At 69.6% G+C, this 23,704-nt stretch carries 25 protein-coding genes; 16 read left to right on the forward strand and 9 right to left on the reverse strand.

The window, feature by feature from the left end:
- Positions 1-18 precede the first annotated feature (18 nt).
- The 3 genes from LIN44_RS19650 to LIN44_RS19660 are packed head-to-tail and all read left to right on the forward strand — an operon-like array spanning position 19 to position 3,250.
- Entirely contained in the window at positions 19-1,242 is a 1,224-nt protein-coding gene (locus LIN44_RS19650) for a CaiB/BaiF CoA-transferase family protein (protein WP_227315927.1), read from the forward strand.
- Positions 1,239-2,249, forward strand: coding sequence for an NADPH:quinone oxidoreductase family protein (locus LIN44_RS19655; RefSeq protein ID WP_227315928.1), 1,011 nt, complete (start codon positions 1,239-1,241; stop codon positions 2,247-2,249). Before LIN44_RS19650 ends, LIN44_RS19655 begins: the two co-directional genes overlap by 4 nt.
- Positions 2,246-3,250, forward strand: a complete 1,005-nt coding sequence (locus tag LIN44_RS19660; RefSeq protein WP_227315929.1) for a tripartite tricarboxylate transporter substrate binding protein — start codon at positions 2,246-2,248, stop codon at positions 3,248-3,250. Before LIN44_RS19655 ends, LIN44_RS19660 begins: the two co-directional genes overlap by 4 nt.
- A gap of 37 nt (positions 3,251-3,287) precedes the next feature.
- Here the strand turns inward: LIN44_RS19660 and LIN44_RS19665 are convergent, their stop codons facing one another.
- Complete coding sequence (locus tag LIN44_RS19665) at positions 3,288-4,349, reverse strand: VWA domain-containing protein (RefSeq protein ID WP_227315930.1); 1,062 nt, start codon at positions 4,347-4,349, stop codon at positions 3,288-3,290.
- A gap of 74 nt (positions 4,350-4,423) precedes the next feature.
- Here LIN44_RS19665 and LIN44_RS19670 point away from each other — a divergent pair, with 74 nt between their 5' ends.
- Genes LIN44_RS19670 through LIN44_RS19685 form a run of 4 tightly spaced genes read left to right on the forward strand, consistent with a single transcriptional unit; the run spans position 4,424 to position 8,442 of the window.
- Positions 4,424-5,344 (forward strand): S1C family serine protease, encoded by a 921-nt coding sequence (locus tag LIN44_RS19670; protein WP_227315931.1) that lies wholly within the window; start codon positions 4,424-4,426, stop codon positions 5,342-5,344.
- An 11-nt stretch (positions 5,345-5,355) separates the two neighbouring features.
- Positions 5,356-6,369, forward strand: a complete 1,014-nt coding sequence (locus LIN44_RS19675) for a MoxR family ATPase (RefSeq protein WP_227315932.1) — start codon at positions 5,356-5,358, stop codon at positions 6,367-6,369.
- Positions 6,347-7,375 carry a DUF58 domain-containing protein gene (locus LIN44_RS19680; RefSeq protein WP_227315933.1) on the forward strand — a complete coding sequence of 343 codons (1,029 nt, stop codon included), beginning with the start codon at positions 6,347-6,349 and terminating at the stop codon, positions 7,373-7,375. The genes LIN44_RS19675 and LIN44_RS19680 overlap by 23 nt, the downstream gene beginning before the upstream one ends.
- The gene (locus LIN44_RS19685; protein ID WP_227315934.1) at positions 7,372-8,442 is read left to right on the forward strand and encodes a VWA domain-containing protein; all 1,071 of its coding nucleotides are present in this window, start codon (positions 7,372-7,374) and stop codon (positions 8,440-8,442) included. The genes LIN44_RS19680 and LIN44_RS19685 overlap by 4 nt, the downstream gene beginning before the upstream one ends.
- A 30-nt stretch (positions 8,443-8,472) precedes the next feature.
- Here the strand turns inward: LIN44_RS19685 and LIN44_RS19690 are convergent, their stop codons facing one another.
- The 4 genes from LIN44_RS19690 to LIN44_RS19705 all read right to left on the reverse strand — a co-directional run bounded on the left by LIN44_RS19690 (position 8,473) and on the right by LIN44_RS19705 (position 12,364).
- Positions 8,473-9,069, reverse strand: a complete 597-nt coding sequence (locus tag LIN44_RS19690) for a hypothetical protein (protein WP_227315935.1) — start codon at positions 9,067-9,069, stop codon at positions 8,473-8,475.
- 130 nt (positions 9,070-9,199) lie between these two features.
- A complete protein-coding gene (locus LIN44_RS19695; RefSeq protein WP_227315936.1) occupies positions 9,200-9,523 on the reverse strand; it encodes a hypothetical protein in 324 nt (107 codons plus the stop codon).
- 190 nt (positions 9,524-9,713) lie between these two features.
- Entirely contained in the window at positions 9,714-10,655 is a 942-nt protein-coding gene (locus tag LIN44_RS19700) for a tripartite tricarboxylate transporter substrate binding protein (protein ID WP_227315937.1), read from the reverse strand.
- Positions 10,656-10,882: 227 nt separating this feature from the next.
- Positions 10,883-12,364, reverse strand: coding sequence for a PLP-dependent aminotransferase family protein (locus LIN44_RS19705; protein WP_227315938.1), 1,482 nt, complete (start codon positions 12,362-12,364; stop codon positions 10,883-10,885).
- Between the two features lie 219 nt (positions 12,365-12,583).
- On the opposite strand from LIN44_RS19705, the gene LIN44_RS19710 reads away from it, so the two are divergent.
- Together LIN44_RS19710 and LIN44_RS19715 are read left to right on the forward strand one after the other, a co-directional pair.
- On the forward strand, positions 12,584-13,207 hold the full coding sequence (locus LIN44_RS19710; RefSeq protein WP_227315939.1) for an FMN-binding negative transcriptional regulator: 624 nt from the start codon (positions 12,584-12,586) through the stop codon (positions 13,205-13,207).
- A gap of 44 nt (positions 13,208-13,251) precedes the next feature.
- A complete protein-coding gene (locus LIN44_RS19715; RefSeq protein ID WP_227315940.1) occupies positions 13,252-13,869 on the forward strand; it encodes a LysE family translocator in 618 nt (205 codons plus the stop codon).
- Positions 13,870-13,912: 43 nt separating this feature from the next.
- Here the strand turns inward: LIN44_RS19715 and LIN44_RS19720 are convergent, their stop codons facing one another.
- A complete protein-coding gene (locus LIN44_RS19720) occupies positions 13,913-14,329 on the reverse strand; it encodes a PaaI family thioesterase (protein WP_227316381.1) in 417 nt (138 codons plus the stop codon).
- A gap of 243 nt (positions 14,330-14,572) precedes the next feature.
- Here LIN44_RS19720 and LIN44_RS19725 point away from each other — a divergent pair, with 243 nt between their 5' ends.
- Both LIN44_RS19725 and LIN44_RS19730 read left to right on the forward strand, forming a co-directional pair.
- Positions 14,573-15,979, forward strand: coding sequence for a selenium-binding family protein (locus tag LIN44_RS19725; protein WP_227315941.1), 1,407 nt, complete (start codon positions 14,573-14,575; stop codon positions 15,977-15,979).
- A complete protein-coding gene (locus LIN44_RS19730; RefSeq protein ID WP_227315942.1) occupies positions 15,976-16,641 on the forward strand; it encodes a hypothetical protein in 666 nt (221 codons plus the stop codon). The genes LIN44_RS19725 and LIN44_RS19730 overlap by 4 nt, the downstream gene beginning before the upstream one ends.
- A gap of 9 nt (positions 16,642-16,650) precedes the next feature.
- Here the strand turns inward: LIN44_RS19730 and uraD are convergent, their stop codons facing one another.
- Both uraD and LIN44_RS19740 read right to left on the reverse strand, forming a co-directional pair.
- On the reverse strand, positions 16,651-17,169 hold the full coding sequence (gene uraD / locus LIN44_RS19735) for a 2-oxo-4-hydroxy-4-carboxy-5-ureidoimidazoline decarboxylase (RefSeq protein ID WP_227315943.1): 519 nt from the start codon (positions 17,167-17,169) through the stop codon (positions 16,651-16,653).
- Positions 17,170-17,292: 123 nt separating this feature from the next.
- On the reverse strand, positions 17,293-18,237 hold the full coding sequence (locus tag LIN44_RS19740; RefSeq protein ID WP_227315944.1) for a LysR family transcriptional regulator: 945 nt from the start codon (positions 18,235-18,237) through the stop codon (positions 17,293-17,295).
- A gap of 405 nt (positions 18,238-18,642) precedes the next feature.
- On the opposite strand from LIN44_RS19740, the gene LIN44_RS19745 reads away from it, so the two are divergent.
- From LIN44_RS19745 to uraH, 3 genes are read left to right on the forward strand one after another with little or no spacing between them, the layout of a single operon-like run.
- Positions 18,643-19,992, forward strand: coding sequence for an MFS transporter (locus tag LIN44_RS19745; RefSeq protein ID WP_227315945.1), 1,350 nt, complete (start codon positions 18,643-18,645; stop codon positions 19,990-19,992).
- A 1-nt stretch (position 19,993) separates the two neighbouring features.
- Positions 19,994-20,503, forward strand: coding sequence for a hydroxyisourate hydrolase (locus tag LIN44_RS19750; RefSeq protein WP_227315946.1), 510 nt, complete (start codon positions 19,994-19,996; stop codon positions 20,501-20,503).
- Between the two features lie 30 nt (positions 20,504-20,533).
- On the forward strand, positions 20,534-20,869 hold the full coding sequence (uraH, locus tag LIN44_RS19755) for a hydroxyisourate hydrolase (RefSeq protein ID WP_227315947.1): 336 nt from the start codon (positions 20,534-20,536) through the stop codon (positions 20,867-20,869).
- 112 nt (positions 20,870-20,981) lie between these two features.
- On the opposite strand, the gene LIN44_RS19760 is transcribed toward uraH, so the two are convergent.
- Entirely contained in the window at positions 20,982-21,428 is a 447-nt protein-coding gene (locus LIN44_RS19760) for a helix-turn-helix domain-containing protein (RefSeq protein WP_227315948.1), read from the reverse strand.
- 114 nt (positions 21,429-21,542) lie between these two features.
- Here LIN44_RS19760 and LIN44_RS19765 point away from each other — a divergent pair, with 114 nt between their 5' ends.
- Both LIN44_RS19765 and LIN44_RS19770 read left to right on the forward strand, forming a co-directional pair.
- The gene (locus tag LIN44_RS19765) at positions 21,543-22,787 is read left to right on the forward strand and encodes an MFS transporter (RefSeq protein ID WP_227315949.1); all 1,245 of its coding nucleotides are present in this window, start codon (positions 21,543-21,545) and stop codon (positions 22,785-22,787) included.
- 119 nt (positions 22,788-22,906) lie between these two features.
- Positions 22,907-23,461: a hypothetical protein gene (locus LIN44_RS19770; RefSeq protein WP_227316382.1), complete on the forward strand. Its 555-nt coding sequence runs from the start codon at positions 22,907-22,909 to the stop codon at positions 23,459-23,461.
- Positions 23,462-23,704 lie beyond the last annotated feature (243 nt).

Genomic DNA, 23,704 nt, shown 5'->3' on the forward strand with positions numbered 1-23,704 from the left:
ATTGCTGCCGTCGGACTCATGCCCCTTCCGTTCCCTGCCAATCCGCCTGAGGCGGAACTGCCCTTTGCCGGCCTGCGCGTGCTGGACATCAGCCAGGGCATCGCCGGCCCGTATTGCGCCCACATCCTGTGGCAGCAAGGTGCCCAAGTCATCAAGGTCGAGCCGCCCGCGGGCGACTGGGGCCGCAAGGTCGGCGTGGTGCGCGGCGATACCAGCGCGCTGACGCTGGCGTACAACGGCGGCAAGCGCAGCGCCTGCATCGACGCCACCACCGACGCCGGCAAGGCCGTGCTGCTCGGCCTTGCGCTGCAGGCCGACGTGGTGGTGCAGAACTTCCGCCCGCAGGTGGCCGAACGGCTGGGCGTCGGCTATGCCACGCTGGCCGCGCAGCGCCCGGAACTGGTTTATGTGTCGATCAGCGGCTATGGCCCGGACGGTCCGTATGCCGACTACCCGGCGTCGGATTCGGTGATGCAGGCCGATTCCGGACTGATGTTCGCCAACCGCGACGCTGCCGGCCACGCGCGCCGCATCGGCATGCTGCTGGCCGATGCGGCCACCGGCCTGTATGCCGCGCAGGCTTGTGCCGCGGCGCTGTGCCGGCGCTTTCGCAGCGGGCGCGGCGGCCATGTCGAGCTGAACCTGTTCGAGGCCTGCTGCGCGCTGCAGGCCAACAACCTGATCGAGCATGCCCTCGGCGGCGCCGCCGCCGCGGGGCCGGTGAGTGCGCCCAACGGCGTCTACGCCAGCCGCGACGGCAGCGTGACGCTGCTGGCGCTGAACGACGCGCAGTTCGGCAAGCTGTGCCGGGCGCTGGATCATGCCGACTGGCTCGACGACCCGCGCTTTGCCGACAACGCCGCGCGCATGGCGCATGCGGCGCTGCTCGACCAGCTGGTGGCAAGCCGGATTGCCACGCGCACCACCGCGCAATGGCAGGACATCCTCAGCCGGCATGACGTGCTGCATGCCCCGGTTCGCGGCTACGACGACGTGCTGGCGCACCCGCAGGCCGCGCATCGGCAAAGTTTCCAGGCCATCGCGCAGCCCGGGCTGGGGCCGCTGCCCTTTGCCGGCATCCCGGCGCGCGGCATGCGCCGGGATGCCGGCGCGGCGCCGGCCAACGGCGAACATACCGTCGAGATCCTGCGTGAAGCGGGCTTCGGCCACGCCGCCATCGACGACTGGCTGCGGCAGGGCGTGGTGCGGCAGGCCGGTGCGGCCGAGGCAGGTGTCCGATGAAGGCGCTGGTATGCGAGCGGTTCGGCAGCGTGCATGACGTCGCCGTGCAGTCGATTCCGGAGCCGGCGCTGACAGACGCGCACGCGGTAACGATTGCTGTCGAGTACGCCAGCGTGAGCCATGCCACCGGCCTGATGATCGCCGGGCAGTACCAGCGCCGCCCGCCGCTGCCTTTCGTGCCGGGCACGGAGGCCGTCGGCCGCGTGGTTGCCTGCGGCGATGCCGTCACGCGGCTGCGCCCCGGCGACCGCGTGGTGGCAATTGCGGACTGGGGCTGCTTTGCCGAACAGGTTACGTTGCCCGAATACACCGTCTACCGCGTGCCGGACGGGCTGCCGCCAACGGTGGCGCTGCCGGTCCCGATTTCGTACGGAACGGCCTATTGCGGGCTGGTCTGGCGCTGCGCGCTGCGCGCCGGCGACACCGTGCTGGTGCTTGGCGCCGGCGCTGGCGTTGGCCTGGCCGCCGTGGAGATTGCCCGCGAACTCGGCGCCACCGTGATCGCCTGTGCCAGCACCGAAGCCAAGCGTGCCGACGCGCTGCGGCGCGGCGCCACGCACGCGCTGGCGCCGGCAGACCTGGCGGCCGCGGTCAAGGCCCTGACAGGCGGCCGCGGCGCGGACGTGGTGGTGGACCCGGTCGGCGGCGACCTGTTCCAGCAGGCGCTGCGCGCGGCGGCGGCAAACGCCCGCATCCTCAGCATCGGCTTTGCCAGCGGCACCATTCCCCAGGCGCCGGTGAACCTGCTGCTGGTCAAGAACCTGACGCTGCACGGGTTCTTCTTTGGCCGCTACATCGGCTGGACCCCCGCCAATGAACGCGTGCAGCACGCGGCGGCGCTGCAGGAGGTCATGGCGACGCTGTTCGACTGGGCCGCGCGGGGCAAGCTGGCCCCGACCGTGTCCGCGACGTATCCGATCACCGGCCTGGGCGATGCCCTGGACGCGCTGGAATCGCGCCAGGTGGTAGGCAAGGTAGCCATAAAAATCAAGGAGACAGAGACGTGAACACCCGATATCCGAAACCCCGTGCGATCTGGCCGCGGCTGCGCGCGGCGCTGGTGCTGGCCGCCGCAGGCGCCCTGCTGCCCGCTGCCGCCGGTGCGCAGGAATTCCCGCAGCATCCCGTGCGCATGGTGTTGCCCTATCCCGCCGGCGGGCCCACCGACCTGCTGGCGCGCGTGGTCGCGGTCAAGATGGGCGAGAGCCTGGGCCAGGGTGTGGTGGTCGACAACAAGCCCGGGGCCAGCGGGATGATCGGCGCCGAGGCCGTGGCGCGCGCGCCCGCCGACGGCTACACCATCCTCGCCAATGCCTCGCTGCACGTGATCAACCCCAGCATCCAGCCGAAGATGCGCTATGACGCGTTCAAGGACTTCGTGCCGATCACGCAGCTGGCCGACGTCCCGCTGGTGCTGGTGGTCAACAACGCCTCGCCGGTAAGAACCGTGCAGGACCTGATTGCCTATGCGAGGCGCGAGGGCGGCGCGCTCAACTTCGGCTCCGCCGGCAATGCCTCGGCCCAGCACCTGGCCGGTGAGTCGTTCAAGCTGGCGGCAAAGGTGCCGATGCAGCATGTCCCGTACAAGGGCAGCGCCCCGGCGCTGACCGACCTGATGGGCGGCCAGATCCAGCTGATGTTCGATTCCATGCCGTCGGCCATGCCCTTCATCAAGTCCGGCAAGCTGCGTGCCGTCGCCGTCACCACCCCGCGCCGCGCCAGCGCGTTGCCCGACATCCCCACGGTCGCGGAATCCGGCCTGCCCGGCTTCGACATCAGCACCTGGTATGGGCTGTGGGCGCCGCGCGGCACGCCGGCAGCGGTGGTGGAAAAGCTGGCCACGCACGCGGCCGCCGCGCTGAAGCGGCCGGATGTGCGCCAGCAATATGCCGACATGGGCGCCGAGCCGGTCGGCTCTTCGCCCGCCGACTTTGCCCGCTATAACGCAGCCGAAGGCAGGAAGTGGGCGGAAATCGTGCGCCGTTCGGGCGCGAAGGCGGACCAGTAGCGGCAGCGGGGCACCCGACGGCCGGCCCCGCACCGCGTCACCGCCTGAACCACAGCATCGACAACCCGCACGCCACCGCCAGCAGCAGCACCGCGCCGGCGGCGAACAAGGCACCCAGTTCGGTTTCCCTGCGCTCGAGCGCGAAGCGCGCGCTGAGCTGGCGGTAGACCTGGGTCAGGTCGGCCGCCGTGCCGGCGTGGAAGTATTCGCCGCCGGTGATGGAGGCGATCGCGCGCAGCGCCGGCTCGTCGAGCTGCATGAAGTAGGACAGGCTGGATTCCGGTGCGCTCGTGACCTGCTGCGAGCCAAAGCCGACGGTGTACACGCGCACCCCACGCTGGGCGGCCATGCGCGCGGCGTCGAGCGGGTCCGGGCCCGTGGTGCGGCGGCCATCGCTGAGCAGGATCACCGCGCCGTGCCGGTACGAGCCGGGCTGCGCCGCCTGCTGGCTCTGTTCGCGCCGGCGCGCGGCATCGGCCGCGGCGGACTCGTCGAGCGAGGCGCCGCGCCCGGCGCGGTCCGAGCGGCTGCCGAACAGGATCACTTCGAGGTCGATGCCGTCTTCGGGAAACAGCACCGCCAGCGCCTGGAACAAGCCGCTGCCGGTGGCGGTGCCGCGCTGCAGCTGGAAGCGCTCGATCGCGTCGAGCATGTCCTGCCGGTTGTCGGTGGGCGGCAGCACCACTGCCGCGGTACCGGCGAAGGAGACGATGCCCAGCCGCACGCTGGCCGGCAGCCCCACCACAAGGTCGCGCGCGGCCTGCTGCGCGGCGCTGATGCGGTTGGGCGGGACGTCGGCAGCCTCCATGCTGCGCGAGGTGTCCATCGCCAGCACCAGGGTCACGGTATCGGCCGGCAGCGTGATGGTCGCGCTGGGGCGCGCGCAGGCCAGCAGTGCCGCGGCCAGCGCGAAGAAGAACAGCAACGGGGGAATGTGGCGCCGCAGGCGTTGGCGCGGGCCCAGTGCGGCGCGCGGCAATGCAAGGCTTGCATACAGCACCGCGGCCTTCTTGCGCCGCGCGAGCAGGTACAGGTAAGCGGCTGCCAGCACCGGAAGCGCCAGCAGCAACCAGAGCATCTGCGGCCAGAGAAACTGCATGCCCTGCTCCTTGGCGCGTGGGTAAGAGGATGGTACTGTATTTTCCACGGCGGGACGGGACCTCGGGGGCTGCGATGAAACGGGTGACGATCTACGGGTGGGTCTCGGCGGCCGTCGCGCTGGTGCTCGCCGCCGGCGTGGGTTCGGCGTGGCTGCTGCAGCCTAAGCCGCGCGCGCTGACGCAGAAGGACATCGACGCGGCCGTGCTGCACACGCTCGAGACCAAGCCCCTGCCCTCGCGCACCGCCATGGCCGCCGAGGCGGTGCGTGAATCGGTGGTCGAAATCCGCAACTTCCCCGCGCCCGAGAAAACCGCCGATGCGGCGTCCGCGCCGCAGGCCGGGCGTGACGCTCCTGCCACGCCGCCGGAATCCTCGCCTTCGACGCCCCCTGCCCCCGCCATCCCGCCGCTGCCCAACGAACGCCCGCCCGGCAACAGCGCGGAAGACAAGCCGGAATCCCGCCACATCGGCTCGGGCGTGGTGGTGACCGAGCGCGGCGTGATCCTTACCAGCCTCCACGTGATTGCGGGAGCGCGGCGCCTGGAGCTGACCTTCCACGACGGGCACACGTCCGAGGCCACGGTGCTGCAGACCATTCCCGAGAAAGACCTGGCGGTGATCCAGGCCAAGTCGATACCCGACGACCTGCCCGCGGCGACGCTCGGTTCCAGCCGCGACCTGCTGCCAGGCTCGGAAGTGGTCGCGGTGGGCTTTCCGTTCGGCATCGGCCCGTCGGTGTCCGCCGGCGTGGTGTCCGGGCTGGACCGCGAGTTCGTCGCGCCGGACAACAAGCGGACCCTGGACAAGCTGATCCAGTTCGATGCCGCGGTCAATCCGGGCAACTCGGGCGGCCCGCTGGTGAACATGAGCGGCGAGGTGGTGGGCATCGTCACCGCCATCCTCAATCCCGGCAACAGCGGCACTTTCATCGGCATCGGCTTCGCCACCACGATCGAAAGTGCCGGCGTATCCATCGGAACTTCTCCTTTCTGACGCGGGGACCTATGAACGACCAAGCCAGAGGCGCTGCCGACAGCGCCAACCTGATGGAACGCCTGCTGTACGAGGTGAAACGCGTGGTGGTCGGGCAGGACCACTTCCTCGAACGCGTGCTGGTGGCCATCCTGTCCGGCGGCCACCTGCTGGTCGAAGGCGTGCCGGGGCTGGCCAAGACCCTGACCGTCAACACGCTGGCGCGGACCATGAGCGGCACCTTCAAGCGCATCCAGTTCACGCCGGACCTGCTGCCGGCCGACCTGGTCGGCACGCGCATGTACAACCAGGGCACGGGCGAGTTCTCGACGGTGCGCGGTCCGGTCTTTGCCAACCTGCTGCTGGCCGACGAGATCAACCGCGCGCCGGCCAAGGTGCAGAGCGCGCTGCTGGAAGTCATGCAGGAAAAGCAGGTCACCATCGCCGGCGAGACCCATCGCGTGCCCGCTCCCTTCCTGGTCATGGCGACGCAGAACCCGATCGAGACCGAAGGCACCTACCCGCTGCCCGAGGCGCAGGTCGACCGTTTCATGATGAAGGTGCTGGTGGGCTATCCGTCGGAAGAGGAAGAGGTGGTCATCGTCAACCGCGTCACCGGCCCGCGCATCAGCGTGAGCCCGGTGGCGACGCCCGAGCACCTGACCGCGCTGCAGGAGGCGTGCCGCAAGGTGTATGTCGATCCCAGCCTGGTGCAGTACGCGGTGCGCGTGGTCGCGGCCACGCGCAAGCCGGGCGACTACGGCCTGGCCGACCTCGACCGCTACGTGTCGTTCGGCGCCAGCCCGCGCGCCACCATCGGCCTGATCGAAGGCGCGCGCGCGCTGGCCTATCTGCGCGGCCGCCACTATGCGCTGCCCGAGGACGTGACCGACCTGGTGCCCGACGTGTTGCGCCATCGCCTGTCGCTGTCGTATGAGGCCATGTCCGACGGGGTGACGGCCGACCAGCTCATCACCCGCATCACGCAGGCGCTGCCGGTTCCCGAGCGGCCCATGGAATCCCATGTTCGGGCTGCGGCGGACTAAGCGCCGGGACGCCCCGGACACCGCGCCCGGAGCCGGATCCGGATCCGGCGTCGGATCCGGCGTGGCGCTTGCCGGCGTCGGTGCCAGCCAGACCGACGCCCTGCTGCGGCGCCTGGAATGGACCGTGGTGCGCCGCCTCGACGGGCTGCTGCAAGGCGACTACCGCACGCTGTTCCGCGGCTTCGGCCTGGACCTTGCCGACCTGCGCGAGTACCACCCCGGCGACGACGTGCGCCATATCGACTGGAACGTGACCGCGCGGCTGCAGACGCCCCACGTGCGCGAGTACCAGGAAGACCGTGAAGTCGCGGCGTGGTTCTTGCTGGACCTGAGCGGATCGATCGACTTCGGCTCCGGCAGCGTGCGCAAGCGCGACCTGCTGAGCGACTTCACCACCGTGATGGCGCTGCTGCTGACGCGCTACGGCAACCGGGTCGGTGCCGTGCTCTATGGCGGCGCCACCGACGTCGACGCCACGGTGGTGCCCGCGCGCGCCGGGCGCCGCCAGTTGCTGCATCTGCTGCACCGCATGCGCGCCACGCCTGCCGCATCGCCGGGCGACACCCGCCTGCGCGACCTGCTCGAGCGCGCGCGCGCGGTGGCAAGGCGGCGCTCGGTGGTGTTCGTGGTCTCGGATTTCATCAGCGCGCCGGGTTGGCAGGCGTCGCTGGGGATGCTGGCGCGGCGGCATGAAGTGGTCGCGGTGCGGCTGGTGGATCCGCTGGAAACCGCGTTGCCGGACCTGGGACTGGTGGTGCTGCAGGATGCGGAAACCGGCGAGCAGTTGTTCGTCGACACGCATGACCCGTCCTTCCGCAAGCGCTTCGCCGCCGCCGCCGAGGCGCGCGAGGCGGAGCTGCGCCTGGCCTTCGCGCGCGCCGGGGTGGCGTGCCTGACGCTGTCGACCTACGCCCGCCTCGACCTGGCGCTGCTGAGCTTCGCCCGGCAGCGCCGGCGCCAGCAAGGCAGCGCCAAGGCCGCGAACCTCGCCCGGGGGGCCGCATGATCGACGCGATCAGCCGCCTGCCCGTGTTCAGCTTCCTGTGGCCAGGCATGCTGTGGCTGTTCGCGCTGGTCGGGGCGCTGGCGGCGGGCTATGTCTGGCTCGATCGGCGCAGGCGGCACGCGGCGGTGCATTACCCGGCGCTGAAGGCAGCCGGGGTTGCCTCGCGCAGCGGCGCGGGCTGGCGCCGCCACGTGGCGCCCTTGCTGATCCTGCTGGCACTGGCCGCGCTGATCGCCGCGATCGCACGGCCCCAGGCCGTGATGATGCTGCCCTCGCGCATCGAGACGGTGGTGCTGGTGATGGACCTGTCCGGCAGCATGCGGGCCCAGGACGTCAAGCCCAGCCGCCTGCGCGCGGCCCAGCAGGCCGCCACCACCCTGCTGGAGGCGCAGCCCGCCGGCGTCAGCGTCGGCCTGGTGGCGATGGCCGGCACCGCCGCCGTGGCGCAGGCGCCCACCCGCGCCAGGGAGGCCGTCGCCACCGCGATCGAGCGCCTGCAGCCGCAGGGCGGCACCGCGCTGGGCAACGGCCTGCTGATCGCGCTGACCACGCTGTTGCCGGAACTCACGGCCGATGCCGAGCGGCTGATGAACGACGACACCCCGCAGCCCAGGAAACCACGGGCCCTGGCCAATCCGCCCGCCGACACCGAGCCGGTGAAGCCGGGCTCCTATACCTCCGGCGCGATCGTGCTGTTCTCGGACGGCGAGAGCAACGCCGGCCCGGCCGCGCAGCGCGCGGCGCAGCTTGCCGCCGAGCACGGCGTGCGGGTCTATACCGTGGGCGTGGGCACGCCCGAAGGCGTGGTGCTCTCGGTCGACGGCTGGTCGGCGCGTGTCAGGCTGGACGAGAAGGTGTTGAAGGAAGTCGCCGATGCCACCGGCGCCGAGTATTTTCGCCTGGAAGACGCCGCCGAACTGAAGCGGGTGTATCGCGCGCTCAACGCGCGGCTGGCGTTCGACAAGCGCAGCCAGATCGAGATCACCGCGCTGTTCGCCGCGCTGGGCGCGCTGCTCGCGGCCTGCGCGGGGCTGTTGTCGCTGTGGTGGTTCGGGCGCGTGATGTAGCGGACGAATCCGCGCGCATTGGCCGGCAAATCAGCGCGCATTGCGCGGCGTGACCGAGATCGCGATCGCCTCGGTGTAGACCGCCTGCACCTGCTCGCCGGCGCGGACCGCCTTCAGCTGCTTCGGATCCGCGACATGCACGTCCACCATCCGGCCCTGCGGGCCTTTCAGCGTGACCATGCCGGTCTTGGTGTCGACCGCCACCACGTCCGCGGTGACCGTGACCTCGCGCCCGACCATGCCGCCCGGCTTGGCGCCCGGCGCGGCGCGCTGCGTGACCTCGCGCTCGCTGCTGGAGCGGATCCCGCTCTGGCGGTTCAGGCTGACCGACAAGGCTTGCGTGTACTCCGCCGTGACCGCATCGCCCACGCGCAGCTGCCCGAAATTGCGCACATCGTCGCCCACCTGCACGTTGGTAAGCTTGCCTTGCTCGTCCTTGAGGGTGATGGTGCGCGTGGCCGCATCGATGGCCGCCACCGTGGCCGTGGCCTTGACCGTGCCGGTGGTGCGCGACGCGCCCACGCCGGAAACCGAGTCGACGCGGGTCTCGGGTTGCGCCATCGCCATACCGGGCGCGACGGACGCGGCGGCAAGCGCCGCCGCCACGATGAGCTTGCCGGGTTTCATGCCGTTCTCCCCTGGTTCCAAGGTTGCGGTGGGCCACCGTGCGCGCTGCCGGCAAGGTGCCGGCGCGCGTGACGGAAAGGCCTGTTAACCATAGCAGAGGGAGAACGAAGCCGTTGGCGGCCCACCATGCTCACAGCGGCCCCGGCAGCGTCTTCAGGCCCAGCCACAGCACGCCGATGACCACGTTGACCGGCACGCACAGCGCGCCCGGCACGTAGAACAGCGCCGACAGCGCCGGCGCGGACAGCATCAGTTCGACCGCGCTGCCCAGCGCGTAGAAGAACGCGCCGCACCAGAGCCAGCGCCGCATGTAGGTCAGCAGCCAATGGGCGCGCGCCTGGTTGAAGTGCCAGGCGCGCGTGCGTTCGGCGCGGTTGCCGCGGCTGGCGTCCCGGAACAGCCAGCCGAAGAAGAAATAGCGGTACAGCAGGGCGCTAAAGCTCAGCTCTTGCATGATCACTCCTTTGGCCGCTGCCAGCCGGGGGAGTGCGGAAGTCACCCACGCTCGGGGTGCATGCAGCGATGGCAGCGGCAGGTACACCATCAGCGTATCAAAGAAGCGGCGCGAACCCGAGCCACGGATGCCGCGGCATGACTGGCCGCACTAAGACAGTGCAGCCAGTCGCGCGGTGATCGCACGCTGATCACTGCAGGCTGATATCCAGTTGCTGCACCACGCGCTTTTCGCGCTCGAACTGCTCCGCCGCGAACCTGGTGTAGTCCGCGCTGTTGAGGTGGACCGGCTCCAGGTCGATGGCCTCGAGCGAGCGCAGGTAGGCGGGATCCTGCGCGGCCCGGAAGAACGCATCGTGCAGCTTCCTGACCACCGCGGGATCCATGCCCCGCGGGCCGACGATGCCGACCAGCGAGCTGGCGGTGATGTCGTAGCCCCGCTCTTTCAGGGTCGGCACATCCTTGAAGCGCGCAAAGCGCGCGTCGCCGACGATGGCCAGCGGCCGCACCTTGCCGGCGACGGCATATTGTCCCCAGCCCGGGTCCAGCACCGCATCGATGTCGCCGCCCAGCAGCGCCATCATTTCCTCCGCGCCACCCTTGTAAGGCACGAAGGTGAACTTCGCGCCGGCGGCCCGGCCGAGCTTTTCCATCGAGATATGTCCCGAACTGCCGATGCCGACCGCACCGTAGGTCACTTTGCCGGGGTTCGCCCTGGCGTAGGCGATGAACTCTTCGAGCGTCTTCCAGCGCGCGTCGGCGCGCACCACCAGGCCATAGCGGTAGTTGGTCAGGCCGATGATGTAGGTAAAGTCCTTGAGCGGATCGTATGGCGTTTTTTGCAGGTGAGGCATGCGGAAGATGTTGGCCGCGACCATCGACAGCGTGTAGCCGTTCGGCGCCGCGGTCTGGGACATCACCTGGGCCGCCAGCGTGGCCCCCGCGCCCGGCTTGTTGATCGGCACCACGCGCTGGTCCAGCTCCTTGCCGGCGGCCGCCAGCAGCGTGCGCAGCGAGCCGTCGGTAGGCCCGCCGGGCGGGAACGGAATCCAGAATTCGATCGGCTTGGCCGGGAACTCCCCCGCCGCCAGCGCGGCCGGCGCCGCTGCCGTGCACAGCGCCAACGCGGCCATGGCCTTCGCCACTACCGATCGCAAACCATTGCACCTTCCACGCTTTGTGATAGCCACGCGCTGTCTCCTGGTCGTCGTTCTGGTCGTGCCGCTCCGTGCGCGCGGGTGCGCCGTCTGCGGTCGTTTTCGACAGACCTTAGAGCGTCGCGCCAGACGGGCCAATTGCCGTTCTGTTCAATGTCATTGGCAGAAACGCCCGGGATGCCGGCGGGCGCGCAACGGCCCGCTCACGGTGCCATCGCCGCGACCACCGCGCCCAGCACGCGCACGCCCTGCTCTATCTGCGCGGTAGCCAGGCTGGCGTAGCCCAGCACCAGCCCGGCCGCGCGGGGCCGGCCGGCTCCATGCGGCCTCGCGTACAGCGCCGATACCGGGTAAACGCCCACGCCGTGGCGGCGCGCGGCGGCCACCAGCGCCGGCTCGTCCTGTGGCCGCAGCGACGGCAGCCACAGCACCACATGCAGCCCGGCCGCCGTGCCGCTGACCTCGGCATCGCCAGGCAGGTGGCGCGCAATGCCATCCAGCAGGGCCGCGCGGCGGCGCTCGTGCTCGCGGCGCATGCGGCGGACATGGCGCTCGTAGGCGCCGCTGTCGATCAGCGCGGCCAGCACGCGCTGCTCCAGCACGGGCGCGTGGCGGTCGGCCAGCCGCTTGGCCTGCCTGAACACGGGCACCAGTTCCGGCGGCAACACCAGGTAGCCAAGCCGCAGCTGCGGCGACAGCGCCTTGGAGAAGGTGCCGACATAGATCACGCGGCCGTCGGTATCGATGCCGCGCAGCGTGTCGATCGGGCGCTGGCCATAGCGGAATTCACCATCGTAGTCGTCCTCGACGATCCATGCGTCATGGCGCCGCGCCCATTGCAGCAGGGCCTGGCGCCGCCCGATCGGCAGCACCCCGCCCAGCGGGAACTGGTGCGACGGCGTCACGTAGGCCAGGCGCACGCGCTCACCAGCGGGGAGGCTGGCGGTATCCATGCCATGCCCATCCACCCGGACCGGCAGGCAGCTGGCACCGGTGGCTTCGAAGCAGCGCCGGGCCATCAGGTAGCCCGGCTCTTCAAAGACAAAGCCATCGCCGTCATCGAGCAACAGCCGCGCGCACAGGTCGATGGCCTGCTGCGAGCCATGCACCACCACGATCTGTTCCGCCTCGCACGCAAGCCCGCGGGCGCGGCCCAGATAGCCCTGCAGCGCGCGCCGCAGCGATGGCTCGCCTTGCGGCGCCGCGTAGCACAGGCTGTCCTGCTGCCGCAGCAACTCGGCCTGCCAGGCACGCCGCCAGGCCAGCGCGGGGAAATCCCGCCAGGCCACCGCGCCATACAGGAAATCGAAGCGCACCGGTTCCGGCGGCGGCGCCGGCAGGGCCAGGCCCGCGACGCGACGGCCGAACCTTGACAGCACCGGCTCCGCGCTGGCGCGGCGCGCGGCCGGCGGCATGGGGGGCACAGGGGCAGCCAGCGGGCCGGCAATCCGGGCCGCCCGCCCCCTGGCGGTGACCAGGAAACCCTCGGCCGCAAGCTGTTCGTAGGCGGCGGTCACGGTGGTGCGCGATACCCCCAGCTCGGCCGCCAGGCCGCGCGTGGACGGCGCCGGCGCACCCGGCGCCAGCGTGCCGTCGGCAATCTGGCCGCGCAAGAGCTCGTAAATGCGGCGTCCCGCGCCCGTGGCCCCGGGCCGGCCGCCGCCTGGCGGGTCAAACTGGCCCATTAAGATTCCTCGAAACTGGACCTTCCGATTGTGCCAGTTGTCGGCGACAGTATCGAGCATTCAAACTCTTCAAGCCCCTAATGACGTTGAGATAAGCAACCGTCGTCCCCGCGAAAGCAGGGACCCAGTGACTTTCAACGACGCTGGGTTCCCGCTTTCGCGGGAATGACGGTAGGAATGGGAACCTTATCTGAACGGCATTGACCTCCAAGCCCCGCGATGTACATTCCCGACCATTTCGCCGAGCCACGCCCCGAAGCCCTCGCCCGCATCATCCGGGCGCATCCGCTTGGCATGCTGGTCACGCACGGCCAGCACGGGCTGGATGCCGACCACCTGCCGTTCGAGTTCGATCCCGGCACTGGTACCCACGGCGTGCTCACCGCCCACGTGGCGCGGGCCAACCCGGTCTGGCAGCGCTGCCCGGCCGGCACGCCAGTGATGGTCGTGTTCCGCGGCGCCGAGGCCTATGTCTCGCCGAACTGGTATCCGAGCAAGCATGAGACGCACCGCCAGGTGCCGACCTGGAACTACGAGGTGGTGCACGCGCACGGCACCCTCACCGTGCGCGACGATGCGCGCTTCGTACGCGGGCTGGTCGCACGCCTGACGCGGCGGCACGAGGCCGCCGAACCCCGGCCGTGGAAAATGGGCGACGCCCCGCCCGAATACCTCGACGCCATGCTGCGCGGCATCGTCGGTATCGAGATCGCCGTGACGTCGCTGGTGGGCAAGCGCAAGCTCAGCCAGAACAAGGACACGCGCGACCGCCTTGGCGTGGTCGGCGCACTGGAGGCGCGCGGCTGCGCGGAACTGGCGCAGTCGATGCGCAACGCGGTCTGATGCGCTCTCGCCGCAAGCTGCCCACCAACAAGGAATCCCCAACCATGTCGCTGATCCCCTTCCTGATCGCCGCCGTCGTACTCGCCATTACCCCCGGCCCAGCCATCGCCTATGTGGTCGCGCGGACGGTGGCCGGCGGACGCTCGGAAGGCCTTGCTTCCTGCCTCGGCACGGGCATCGGCGGATTGCTCCATGTGTTCGCGGCGGCGGCGGGCCTGTCGCTGGTCATCGCCCAGTCCGCGGTGGCGTTCAGCGTGCTCAAGTACCTGGGCGCGGCTTACCTGGTGTACCTGGGTATCCGGCTGCTGGTGCGCAGGGAAGCGCCTGCCACGGTCGCGGCGGTGCCGGCGCGAGGCGCGCGGCGCGCGCTGGTCGATGGCGTGATGGTCGAGCTGCTGAACGTCAAGACCGCGCTGTTCTTCCTGGCGTTCCTGCCGCAGTTCGTCGCGCCGGGCGCGGCGGCCGTGTCGCAACTGGTGCTGCTGGGCTGCATCTGCGTCACGCTCAACACGCTGGTGGACGTAGCCGTGGTCTTCGCCGCGCATCGCCTGCTCAAGTCGGGCGCCGCGCGCGCGGCACGCGCACGGCTGATGACCCGGGCCTCTGGTGTCACGATGCTGGGGCTGGGCGCGTTCCTGGCGCTGGCGCGGCGCGAGGCGTGACGCTTCGCGTCGGAACAAGTCTGGCGCCGCCGCAAGTAGACCGCTACTTCAGGTACTTCATGGTGGCCACGCCCGTTGCCACCAGCAGTTCCCCGTCCAGCCACACCTCGGCGCGCGAAAAATAGATCGAACGCCCGCGGCGATCGACCATCCCTTTCGCCGTCAGCAAGGTTCCGGTCCCGTTGCTGAGGAAGTTAGACGTCAGCGACAGCGTGACCGCGTGCCGCGGGCTCTCGCCCGGCGCCGAGTAGAGGCCGGCATAGCCGGTGGCGGCGTCGAGCAAGGTGCAGATCGTGCCGCCATGCACCACGCGGCTGCGGTTGAGCATGCTGGGTGCGAGCGGCAGTTCCAGCTCGACGTAGTCGTCGCGCCATTGGGTGATCCGGACCCCGATGCTTTCCAATGCCGGATTGTCGAGGCTGTAAGCCTCGCCCTTGCCTGCCACGATTGCCGCGTCCATCGCCTGGATTTTCCTGTGCTTGATCAAGCCTCCTTTCTGCGCGATCCGTGTGTTTCCGACAATCTGTATTTCGCAAACCGGCCCTTCCGCGTGCGTGAATCCACGCAGGCGCCGCGGCACGCACGGCTTTGACTCGGCATGCAGAACGACCTAGGCTAAGTAGGCTTACCGCGCACTCGGCCACGCGCCAGGTGACGTACCGGCGATGTCGCAAGGTCCGCCAGGACCAGGGAGGGGCTCACCATGAACATGCGGCCAGATCCGACGTTTCACGCCTCGCCGGAGCTTGCAATCCACGCGCCAGCGGAATCCTTTGCCTATACGGTGCTGCTCAGCCCGGGCGGCGCGCAGCCCGATGCGCTCGCGGTGATCGACGTCAAGCCCGGCTCGCCGACCTACAGCCAGGTGGTGCACACGGTGCCGATGACGCATCACGGCGACGAGCTGCATCACTTCGGCTGGAACGCCTGTTCATCGGCGCTGTCTCCCCTGACCGGCCATGCGTTCCTGGAGCGGCGCTACCTGATCATTCCGGGGATGCGTTCGTCGCGCCTGTATATCGTCGACACCAAGCCGCATCCGACCCAGGCGCGCATCCATAAGATCGTCGAGCCCGACGAGATCTTCCGCAAGACCGGCTATTCGCGGCCGCATACCGTGCACTGCGGCCCGGAAGGCATCTATGTCAGCACGCTCGGCGGCAGCGGGCCGGATGGCACCGACGGCACGCCGGGCATCTTCATCATGGATTGCGAGACTTTCGAGGTGCTGGGCCGCTGGGAAATCGACCGCGGCGAGCAGCAGAAACACTACGACTTCTGGTGGAACCTGCCGCGCGACTACATGGTGTCGAGCGAATGGGCCCTGCCGCCGCAGTTCGAGAACGGACTGGTGCCCGAAGACCTGCTCGGCAACCGCTACGGCCACAAGCTGCATTTCTGGGACCTGCGCGCGCGCCGCAACGTGCAGACCATCGACCTCGGCGCGAATCACCAGATGGCGCTGGAAGTCCGGCCCGCGCATGATCCGGTGCGCGAGTACGGCTTCGTCGGCGTGGTGGTCGACACCACCAACCTGGAAGGCTCGATCTGGACCTGGTGGCGCGAAGACGGCAAGTTCCACGCCGAAAAGACCGCGACGATCCCGCCCGAAGCCGCCGACGCCAGCCAGCTGCCGCCGCTGCTGCAGGGCTTCGGCGCGGTGCCGCCGCTGGTGACCGACATCGATCTGTCGCTGGACGACAGGTTCCTCTATGTGTCGTGCTGGGGCACGGGCGAGATGCGCCAGTACGACGTCACCGATCCGCGCAAGCTCCGGCTCGCCGGCTCGGTCCATCTCGGCGGCATCGTCCGCCGCACCCCGCACCCCAACGGCAAGCCCTTCGCCGGCGGTCCGCAGATGGTCGAGATCAGCCGCGATGGCGAGCGCGTCTACTGGACCAACTCGCTGTATTCCACCTGGGACCAGCAGTTCTACCCCGACGGCATTCCCGGCGCGCAGGTCATGGCCCGGGCCGGCGCGGACGGCGGCCTGGAGCTGACCGACGATTACTGGGTCGAGTTTCCCGATGGCTATCGCGCGCACCAGATCCGGCTGGAAGGTGGCGACTGCTCGACCGACTCGTTTTGCTATCCCTCGGCCAGGGCTTGAGCGGGCACGACTGGGAACAGCTTGGCCTGTGGTCGGCGGTGCTGGCCAGCGGCCTCTATCACGGCATCAACCCGGCGATGGGATGGCCGCTGGCGGTATCGAACGGGCTGCTGGCGCACAGCGGCCGTGCCCTGCTTGCCGCGCTGGGGTATCTGGCAGCCGGGCACGCGCTGGCGGTGCTGGCGGTGACGCTGCCGTTCGGCATGCTGGCCGCGCTGGTCGCCTGGCAGGCGCAGATCCGCATCGGCGCCAGCGTGCTGCTGATCGTCGGCGGCATCGCGCTGCTGCTCAGGCGCGGCCATCCGCGCGCACTGGTACGCATCGCGCCATCGCGCCTGGCGCTGTGGTCGTTCGCGGTGGCGATCGCGCATGGCGCCGGGCTGATGCTGGTGCCGATCTATCTGGGCCTGTGCCGCGCCGATAGCGAGCCGGGGCACCAGGCGGCCGCCACGCTGGCCAGCGCCAACCTGGGCATGGCGCTGGCGGTCGCCCTGCTCCATACGCTGGCCATGTTTGCCATGGGCGGCGGCATGGCGTGGCTGGTCTACCGCTACCTGGGACTGCAGTTCGTGTCGCGCAGCTGGTTCAACCTGGAGGCGGTCTGGGCCCTCAGCCTGATCCTGGTGGGGATGCTGGCGCTGGGCCTTGAAGCGTTTGGCTAGGAACCGGGCTCAGCCGGCCAGCCGCGCCGCCAGCCGCCCGCGCGTGATGGCCGCGATCTGGGCCAGCGCCTCGTCCAGTTCCAGCTGCGTGCTGCGGCCGATGCGGCGCTCGAATGCGGCAAAGATGCCTTCGCGGGTGTAGTGGCGCACGCAGATGATGAAGGGAAAGCCGTGGCGCGCCTGGTAGTCCGCGTTGAGCTGGTCCAGCGTGGCCTCCTGCTGCACCGACATCGCATCCAGTCCGGCGCTCTTCTGCTCGGCGTTGGAATCCGCCGTCATCGTGCCCGCGCGGATATTGCGTGCCGACAGCTGCGGGTGCAGGTTGAGGAAATCGCGCTGGCGCGGCGCATCGAGCTTGCGCACCACGTCCATCATCGCGCCATGCAGCGCCGCCACCGAGGCGAACGGCCGCTGCGCCCAGGCGCCTGCCGCGGCCTGCGGAAAGTGTTCGAACACGCTGCCGAAGGCCTCGGCAAAGGCCGCTTCGTCCAGCGCGTTGACCGACGCCAGGTCGAGGAGGTGAGACATGGAGGCTTCTCCCGTAGGGGTCCCGCGCAAGGGGATCGTTGGATACGGGGCCGAGTATAGGAACGCCCCGCCGCAGCGGCGAGAGCCCGCGCCCTATAGATCGCATAACAGAAACCGATACCGCTAGCGGTGCATGTCGCGCAGGTCTCGCAATTCCTGCGAGGCCGCACTCAGCATGCCGCGCAGCCAGACATGCGCGGCCGAGCGGTGGCGCGACGGGTGCCACAACTGGTAGAAGCGCATGAAGGGGAACTCGATCGGCGGTTCCAGCACCGCCAGCGGCACATGCTGCGCATGGTAGTTGGCGAAGTGGCGCGCGGTGGTCAGGATCAGGTCGGTGCCGGGGATCAGGCTGGGCGCGAGATTGAAGTAGGGACAGCTGACCCGGTTGTCGCGGTGCACGCGCATGGTGCTCAGGCCCGCGTCGACCAGGCCGCGCTGGTCGCGCGAGTACGGCGTCGGCACGATATGCGCCGCGCCCAGGTAGGCCTGCGCGGTGAACTTGCCGGGCTGCGCATGCACGCTGTCCTGCGCCACCACGCACACCACCTCGTCTTCCAGCAACACCGACAGGTGCAGGTGCTCGGGCGGATTGGGCCAGTTGCCGATCACGATATCGACCGCGCCCGCCGACAACGCCTGCTCATAGTCGAAGCTGGTCCCGAGCGGCAGCGCCGACAGCCGCGCGTGCGGCGCGGCGCGGCGCACGGCGCGCACCACATGGGCAAAGAACGGCGGCGCCAGGTAGTCCGGCATCGCTACCACGAAGCTCTGCTCGGTGGTGGCCGGGTCGAAGCGGTCGTCCGAGACCAGCAGGTTGTCCAGCGCGCTGAGCGCGGCCTGCGCGTTGCGCGCCAGCTGCAGCGCGCGCTCGGTCGGCACCATCACGTTCTTCTCGCGCGTCAGCAGCGGGTCGTTGAAGATCGCACGCAGGCGCTTGAGCGCGGCGCTGATCGCCGGCTGCGACTGGTTCAGGCGGATCGCCGTGCGTGACACGCTCTGCTCGGCGATCAGGATGCACAGCACGCGCAGCAGGTAGGTGTCGAACGGGTCGTCGGCGCGAATCATGTCGGGTCCGTGGCAAAAAGGGTGAAGGCATGGCGGGTGCGGCTGCCGGCTCCCGCGGCGGTGCCGGCGCGCCAGGCATGGCGACTTTGTAGCGTGTCGCGCACCGCACGGCAACCGGTCGAACCCGGACAAGGCGGCGCCGCACAGCCCCCGCGGCGCCCCCGCAGCGGTCCGATCAGGGTAATCCATAGGTCCGCCCGAAGCTGCGCCGGGTTCCCGCAAACCCGCGCCGAACAAGGGATCGCGGCCCATATCGATGCTGCTATGGGGCCTATACCAGCCCCCTCGTTCCGCATCGGCGGGCCATTCATATACTTGCTCCCAATCCGGCAGCGGCAGCCGCGGCGGACCGCATGCACCGGCGCCAGGCCCGGCCTGGCTGAACAACACAAGACAGGAGACATCATGTCGATCACGAAACAAGGCGTCCCGGTATTCGCCGGCGCCGCCGAAGACGCCGAGGACAGCGTCTACCGCAAGGTAACCTGGCGCCTGCTGCCCTTCCTCGGGGTGCTGTGGGTGCTGGCCTGGCTGGACCGCGTCAACATCGGCTTCGCCAAGCTGCAGATGCTGGACGCGCTGCGCTTCAGCGAAGCCGTGTACGGGCTGGGCGCGGGCATCTTCTTCCTGGGCTACTTCTTCTTCGAAGTGCCGTCGAACATGCTGCTGCAGAAGATCGGCGCCAAGAAGACGATCATGCGCATCACCATCTGCTGGGGCGTGATCTGCATGCTGCAGAGCTTCGTCACCACGCCCGCGCAGTTCTACATCCTGCGCTTCCTGCTGGGCGCGTTCGAGGCCGGCTTCTACCCCGGCGTGATCCTGTACCTGACCTACTGGTACCCGTCGCAGCGCCGCGCGCGCGCCTTCGGCACCTTCATGTCGGCGTCGGCCATCGCCGGCGTGCTGGGCGGCCCGCTGGCGGGCTGGATCATGACCGGCATGGCGGGCGTCAGCGGCATGCACGGCTGGCAGTGGCTGTTCATCCTGGAAGGCATCCCGTCGGTGCTGGCCGGCATCTTTGCCTGGTTCTACATGACCGACAAGCCCGAGCAGGCGCGCTGGCTCTCCGACGCCGAGAAGCGCGTGGTGCAGGACGCGCTCAAGCGCGACCACGCCGCCATGGGCGAGCGCGGCCACGACTGGCGCACGCTCTTCACCAACCCCAAGGTGTGGCTGCTGATCGCGATCTTCTTCTGCCTGCTGTGCGCCAACTCGACGCTGACCTTCTGGATCCCGACCATCATCAAGGACGTGGGCTTCACCACGCCGATGGCGGTGGGCTGGATCGCCGCGGTGGCGTATCTGTGCGGCGCCGCCGGCATGATCCTCAACGGCGCGCATTCCGACCGCCGCAATGAAGTGCGCTGGCACTTCAGCGGCGCGGCGCTGGTCGGTGGCGGTGCCATGGCCGTGCTGGCGGTGCTGCTGGGGGCGCAGGTGCTGTCGCCGGTGATCGCGCTGCTGGCCATGACCGCCGCGCTGGTCGGCACCATGAGCGCGATCCCGGTGTTCTGGCAGCTGCCCAACCGCTACCTGGCCGGCAGCGCGGCCGCGGTGGGCGTGGCGCTGATCAACTCGGTCGCCAACCTGGCCGGCTTTGGCGCGCCTTATGTGATGGGGCTGGTCAAGAACACCACCGGCAAGCTCACCTCCGGGCTGTACCTGGTGGCAGTGATCGAAGTGCTGGCGGCAGTGCTGGTGCTGGTGGGCATCCGCCAGCTGCGCGGCAAACCTGCCCGTCAAGGAGCCTGACATGGACGAACACAATGTTGATCCCGCGCGCCGGCGCTTCGCGCTGCAATCGATGACGCTGGGCGGCGGCGCGCTGCTGGCCGGCGCCAGCTGGGGCGCCGCGCCGCAGGCACCGGCCCCCAACCAGACCGCCGCGCCGGTGCAGCAAGGCGGCCTGAGCCCGCGCCTGACCCTGCATGCGCTGGACACCTACCACGGCACACCCGCGGCCGGCATGCGCGTGGAGATGTTCCGCATCGACCATGGCCAGCGCACGCCGCTGCAGACCGTCACGCTGGCCGCCAACGGCCGCAGCGAGCCGCCGCTGCTGATCGGCGACAGCTACCGCACCGGCACCTATGAGCTGATCCTGCACGCCGACGAGTACTTCGCCGCGCGCAAGGCCAGCCTGCCGCAACCGTCGTTCCTGTCGAAGATCCCGCTGCGCGTGCGCGTCACCGACGCCGGGCAGCGCATCCACCTGCCCGTGCTGTTCGGGCCGTGGAGCTACAACTACTACCGCGGCAGCTGAGCGCGCGGCCCAACCCGGAGAGATCGCATCATGGCAGGTATCAGCACCCATGTGCTCGACGTATCGCTGGGCCGCCCGGTGGCCGGCATGCAGGTCGAGCTGTTCGACGTCGCGGTGCAGCCGCCCCGGCTGATCGCGCGCACCCGCACCAACCACGACGGCCGCACCGACACGCCGATGCTGCCGCCGGCCCAGGCGCGCACCGGCGAGTTCGAGCTGCGCTTCTGGGTGGCGGACTACTTCCGCACCCCCGACGTGTTCGCCGACATCGTGCCGGTGCGCTTCACCATCGCCGATGCCGCGCAGCACTACCACGTGCCGCTGCTGTGTTCGCCGTGGAGCTTCGGCACGTACCGCGGCAGTTGAACGCCAGGTGATTGTCGTCCCCGCGAAAGCGGGGACCCAGTGACTTTCAACGACGCTGGGTTCCTGCTTTCGCGGGAATGACGGCAGGGATTGAAAACTTCTCTGAACGGCATCAGCGCGGCTTGCGCACCTCCGCCTCCGCGTGCGACAGCACCTTGCCGTCGCCCGACCGGGGCATCATCGGCGGCACCGGCTTGCCGGTGCGCTTTTCCACCAGTTGCGAGCGGCGCTCGCCGCGCGCGAACAGATGGTGTTCGCCCCATTGGCGCAATGCCACCACGATGGGGAACAGGCTCTCGCCCATTTCCGTCAGCACGTACTCCTGGTAGGCACTGCCGTCCGAGGCCGGCCGCGTCGCCAGGATGCCGGCGTCCACCAGCCGGCGCAGCCGGTCGCACAGGATATTGCGCGCCACCGCCAGACTGCGCTGGAAGTCGCTGAAGCGGTGAATGCCGTCGAAGGCATCGCGCACGATCATCAGCGACCAGCGGTCGCCGACCAGCGCCAGGGCGCGCGCCACGGGGCAGGTGTCTTCGCTCGGGTCCTTGCGGGTGGCCATGTCTGGTTTGCCTTGGGCGTGTCGCCCCACTGTCAAAGTGGTTGCATTTTAAAACCAGCAGGCTTACGCTCCAACTGGTTTTATTTTGAAACTACTTTGACCGCATCGATGCGCATGGAAACCTGCTCGCCTGCGTCTGAGACAGCATCGCCCCCACCCCACCCCGCGTCAGTGCCCGCGGCCTTGCCGCGCGCCGCCGTGCTGCTGTTCGCCTGCGCCAGCGGCCTGAGCGTGGCCAACGTCTATTACGCGCAGCCACTGCTGGATGCGCTGATGGCCGATTTCCACATCGGCGCCGCGGCCGTCGGCGGCGTGGTCACCGCCACCCAGGCCGGCTGCGCGCTGGCGCTGGTGTTGCTGGTGCCGCTCGGCGACCTGTTGCCGCGCCACCGCCTGATGCTGGCACAAGTGCTGGCGCTGGCCGGCGCGCTGGCTGCGGTAGCGCTGGCGCCGTCGGTAGCGATGCTGCTGGCGGGAATGCTGCTGACGGGGCTGCTCGGCACCGCCATGACACAGGGACTGATCGCCTATGCCGCCGCCGCCGCAGCGCCGCAGGAACGCGGGCACGTGGTCGGCACCGCGCAGGGCGGCGTGTTTGCCGGCTTGCTGCTGGCGCGCGTGGTCGCCGGCGGCGTCAGCGACCTGGCCGGATGGCGCAGCGTCTATGTCTGCGCCGCCGCGGCGATGCTGGTGCTGGCGTTGCTGCTGTGGCGCTCGCTGCCGGCGGTGCCCGGCCCCGCGCAGCGGATGCGCTATGCCAGCCTGGTGGCGTCGATGTTCGCGCTGCTGCGCCGCGACCGGGTCTTGCAGATCCGCGGCATGATCGCGCTGCTGATGTTCGCCGCGTTCAATATCTTCTGGAGCGCGCTGGTGCTGCCGCTGAGCGCCCCGCCTTACCAGCTCTCCCACACGGCCATCGGCGCCTTCGGCCTGGTCGGCGCGGCGGGCGCGCTGGCCGCGGCGCGCGCGGGGCGCTGGGCGGACCAGGGCCTGGGCCAGCGCACCACGCTCGCGGCGCTGGTGCTGCTGGTGGCCGCCTGGCTGCCGCTGTCATGGCTGGACACCTCGCTGTGGCCGCTGGCGCTCGGCATCGTGCTGCTCGACCTGGGCGGGCAGGCCATCCATGTCACCAACCAGAGCATGATCTTCCGCGCCGACGCCACCGCGCACAGCCGGCTGGTCGGCGCCTACATGCTGTTCTACGCCACCGGCAGCGGCCTCGGCGCGATGGCGACCACGGCCACCTATGACGCTGCCGGATGGCACGGCGTCTGCATGCTGGGCGCGGGGGTCAGCCTGCTGGCGCTGGGGTTCTGGGCCGGCACGCGGCGATGGATGCCGGAGCGGCCCACACCGTAGCCGTGCCTCACCCGTTCAGGCGAAAACTGCGCGCAAGCGGGGGAACATCCGGGCAGGAAGGCCTTAGAATCTCGCATCCAACCCGAATCCATCACGTGACAGCCCTTTCCCGCCTGAAGATGAAGCAGCTCTCCCTGCTCTGCGCCGCATTGCTGGCCGCCGTTTCCGTTCAAGCCGCAACCACCGCGACCCAGCCTGAGCCCGCCGCCAACACCGCGGCGCCGCTGGGCCTGGAACTTGGCAAGGCCAGGTGCTCGCGGCTGGCGCCGCCGCAGAACCATGCCAGGACCGGCACCTCCGAATGGGCCGGTGGCGATACCGTGGAGCTGAAGCACCTGGAGCGCTTCCACCTGCCCGGCCTGTCGCGCGTGGTGCTGAACTGCGATGCGCAGGATGCGGTGGCGCTGATCACCATGACCTTCGAGCGCCCGGCGCTGGACGAGGTGCGCCGCAAGCTCGACCAACGCTATGCCGCCCTGCGCAAGACCGAAGGCGCGGCCGAGAACGGCTACGCCGAGTGGAGCGCGGCCAATGGCACGCTGGAGCTGCTCTACGGGCGCGACAGCCGGCACTTCACCGTGGCTTACTGGGCCAGGGGCGCCAAGGCGAAATACTTCTCCTACAGCGGCGGCGGCAACAAACCGGCGGCACCGCCCCAGCCTGCGCCGCTGTAGCGGCCGGCGTTGCCGGGCGTCGAGATCATCACTGCACGACTTTGATGCGCTGCATGATTCCTTTGTATGGAAGGCGCCGTCTCGCCTATGCTTTCCAGTGCGGCAACGAAAAAAACCGCGCGTACTGATGAACTGAAAACAAGAAGGGGCAAGTCCCCACAAGCGGAAAGCACCGTGCGGCTGGCGCCTTCCGGCTTTTGCCTTGGCCTGAGTCACGGGGTGAATCGACGCACACGAGCATGT

It is taken from the genome of Cupriavidus sp. MP-37 (genome assembly GCF_020618415.1).
Lineage (GTDB): Bacteria > Pseudomonadota > Gammaproteobacteria > Burkholderiales > Burkholderiaceae > Cupriavidus.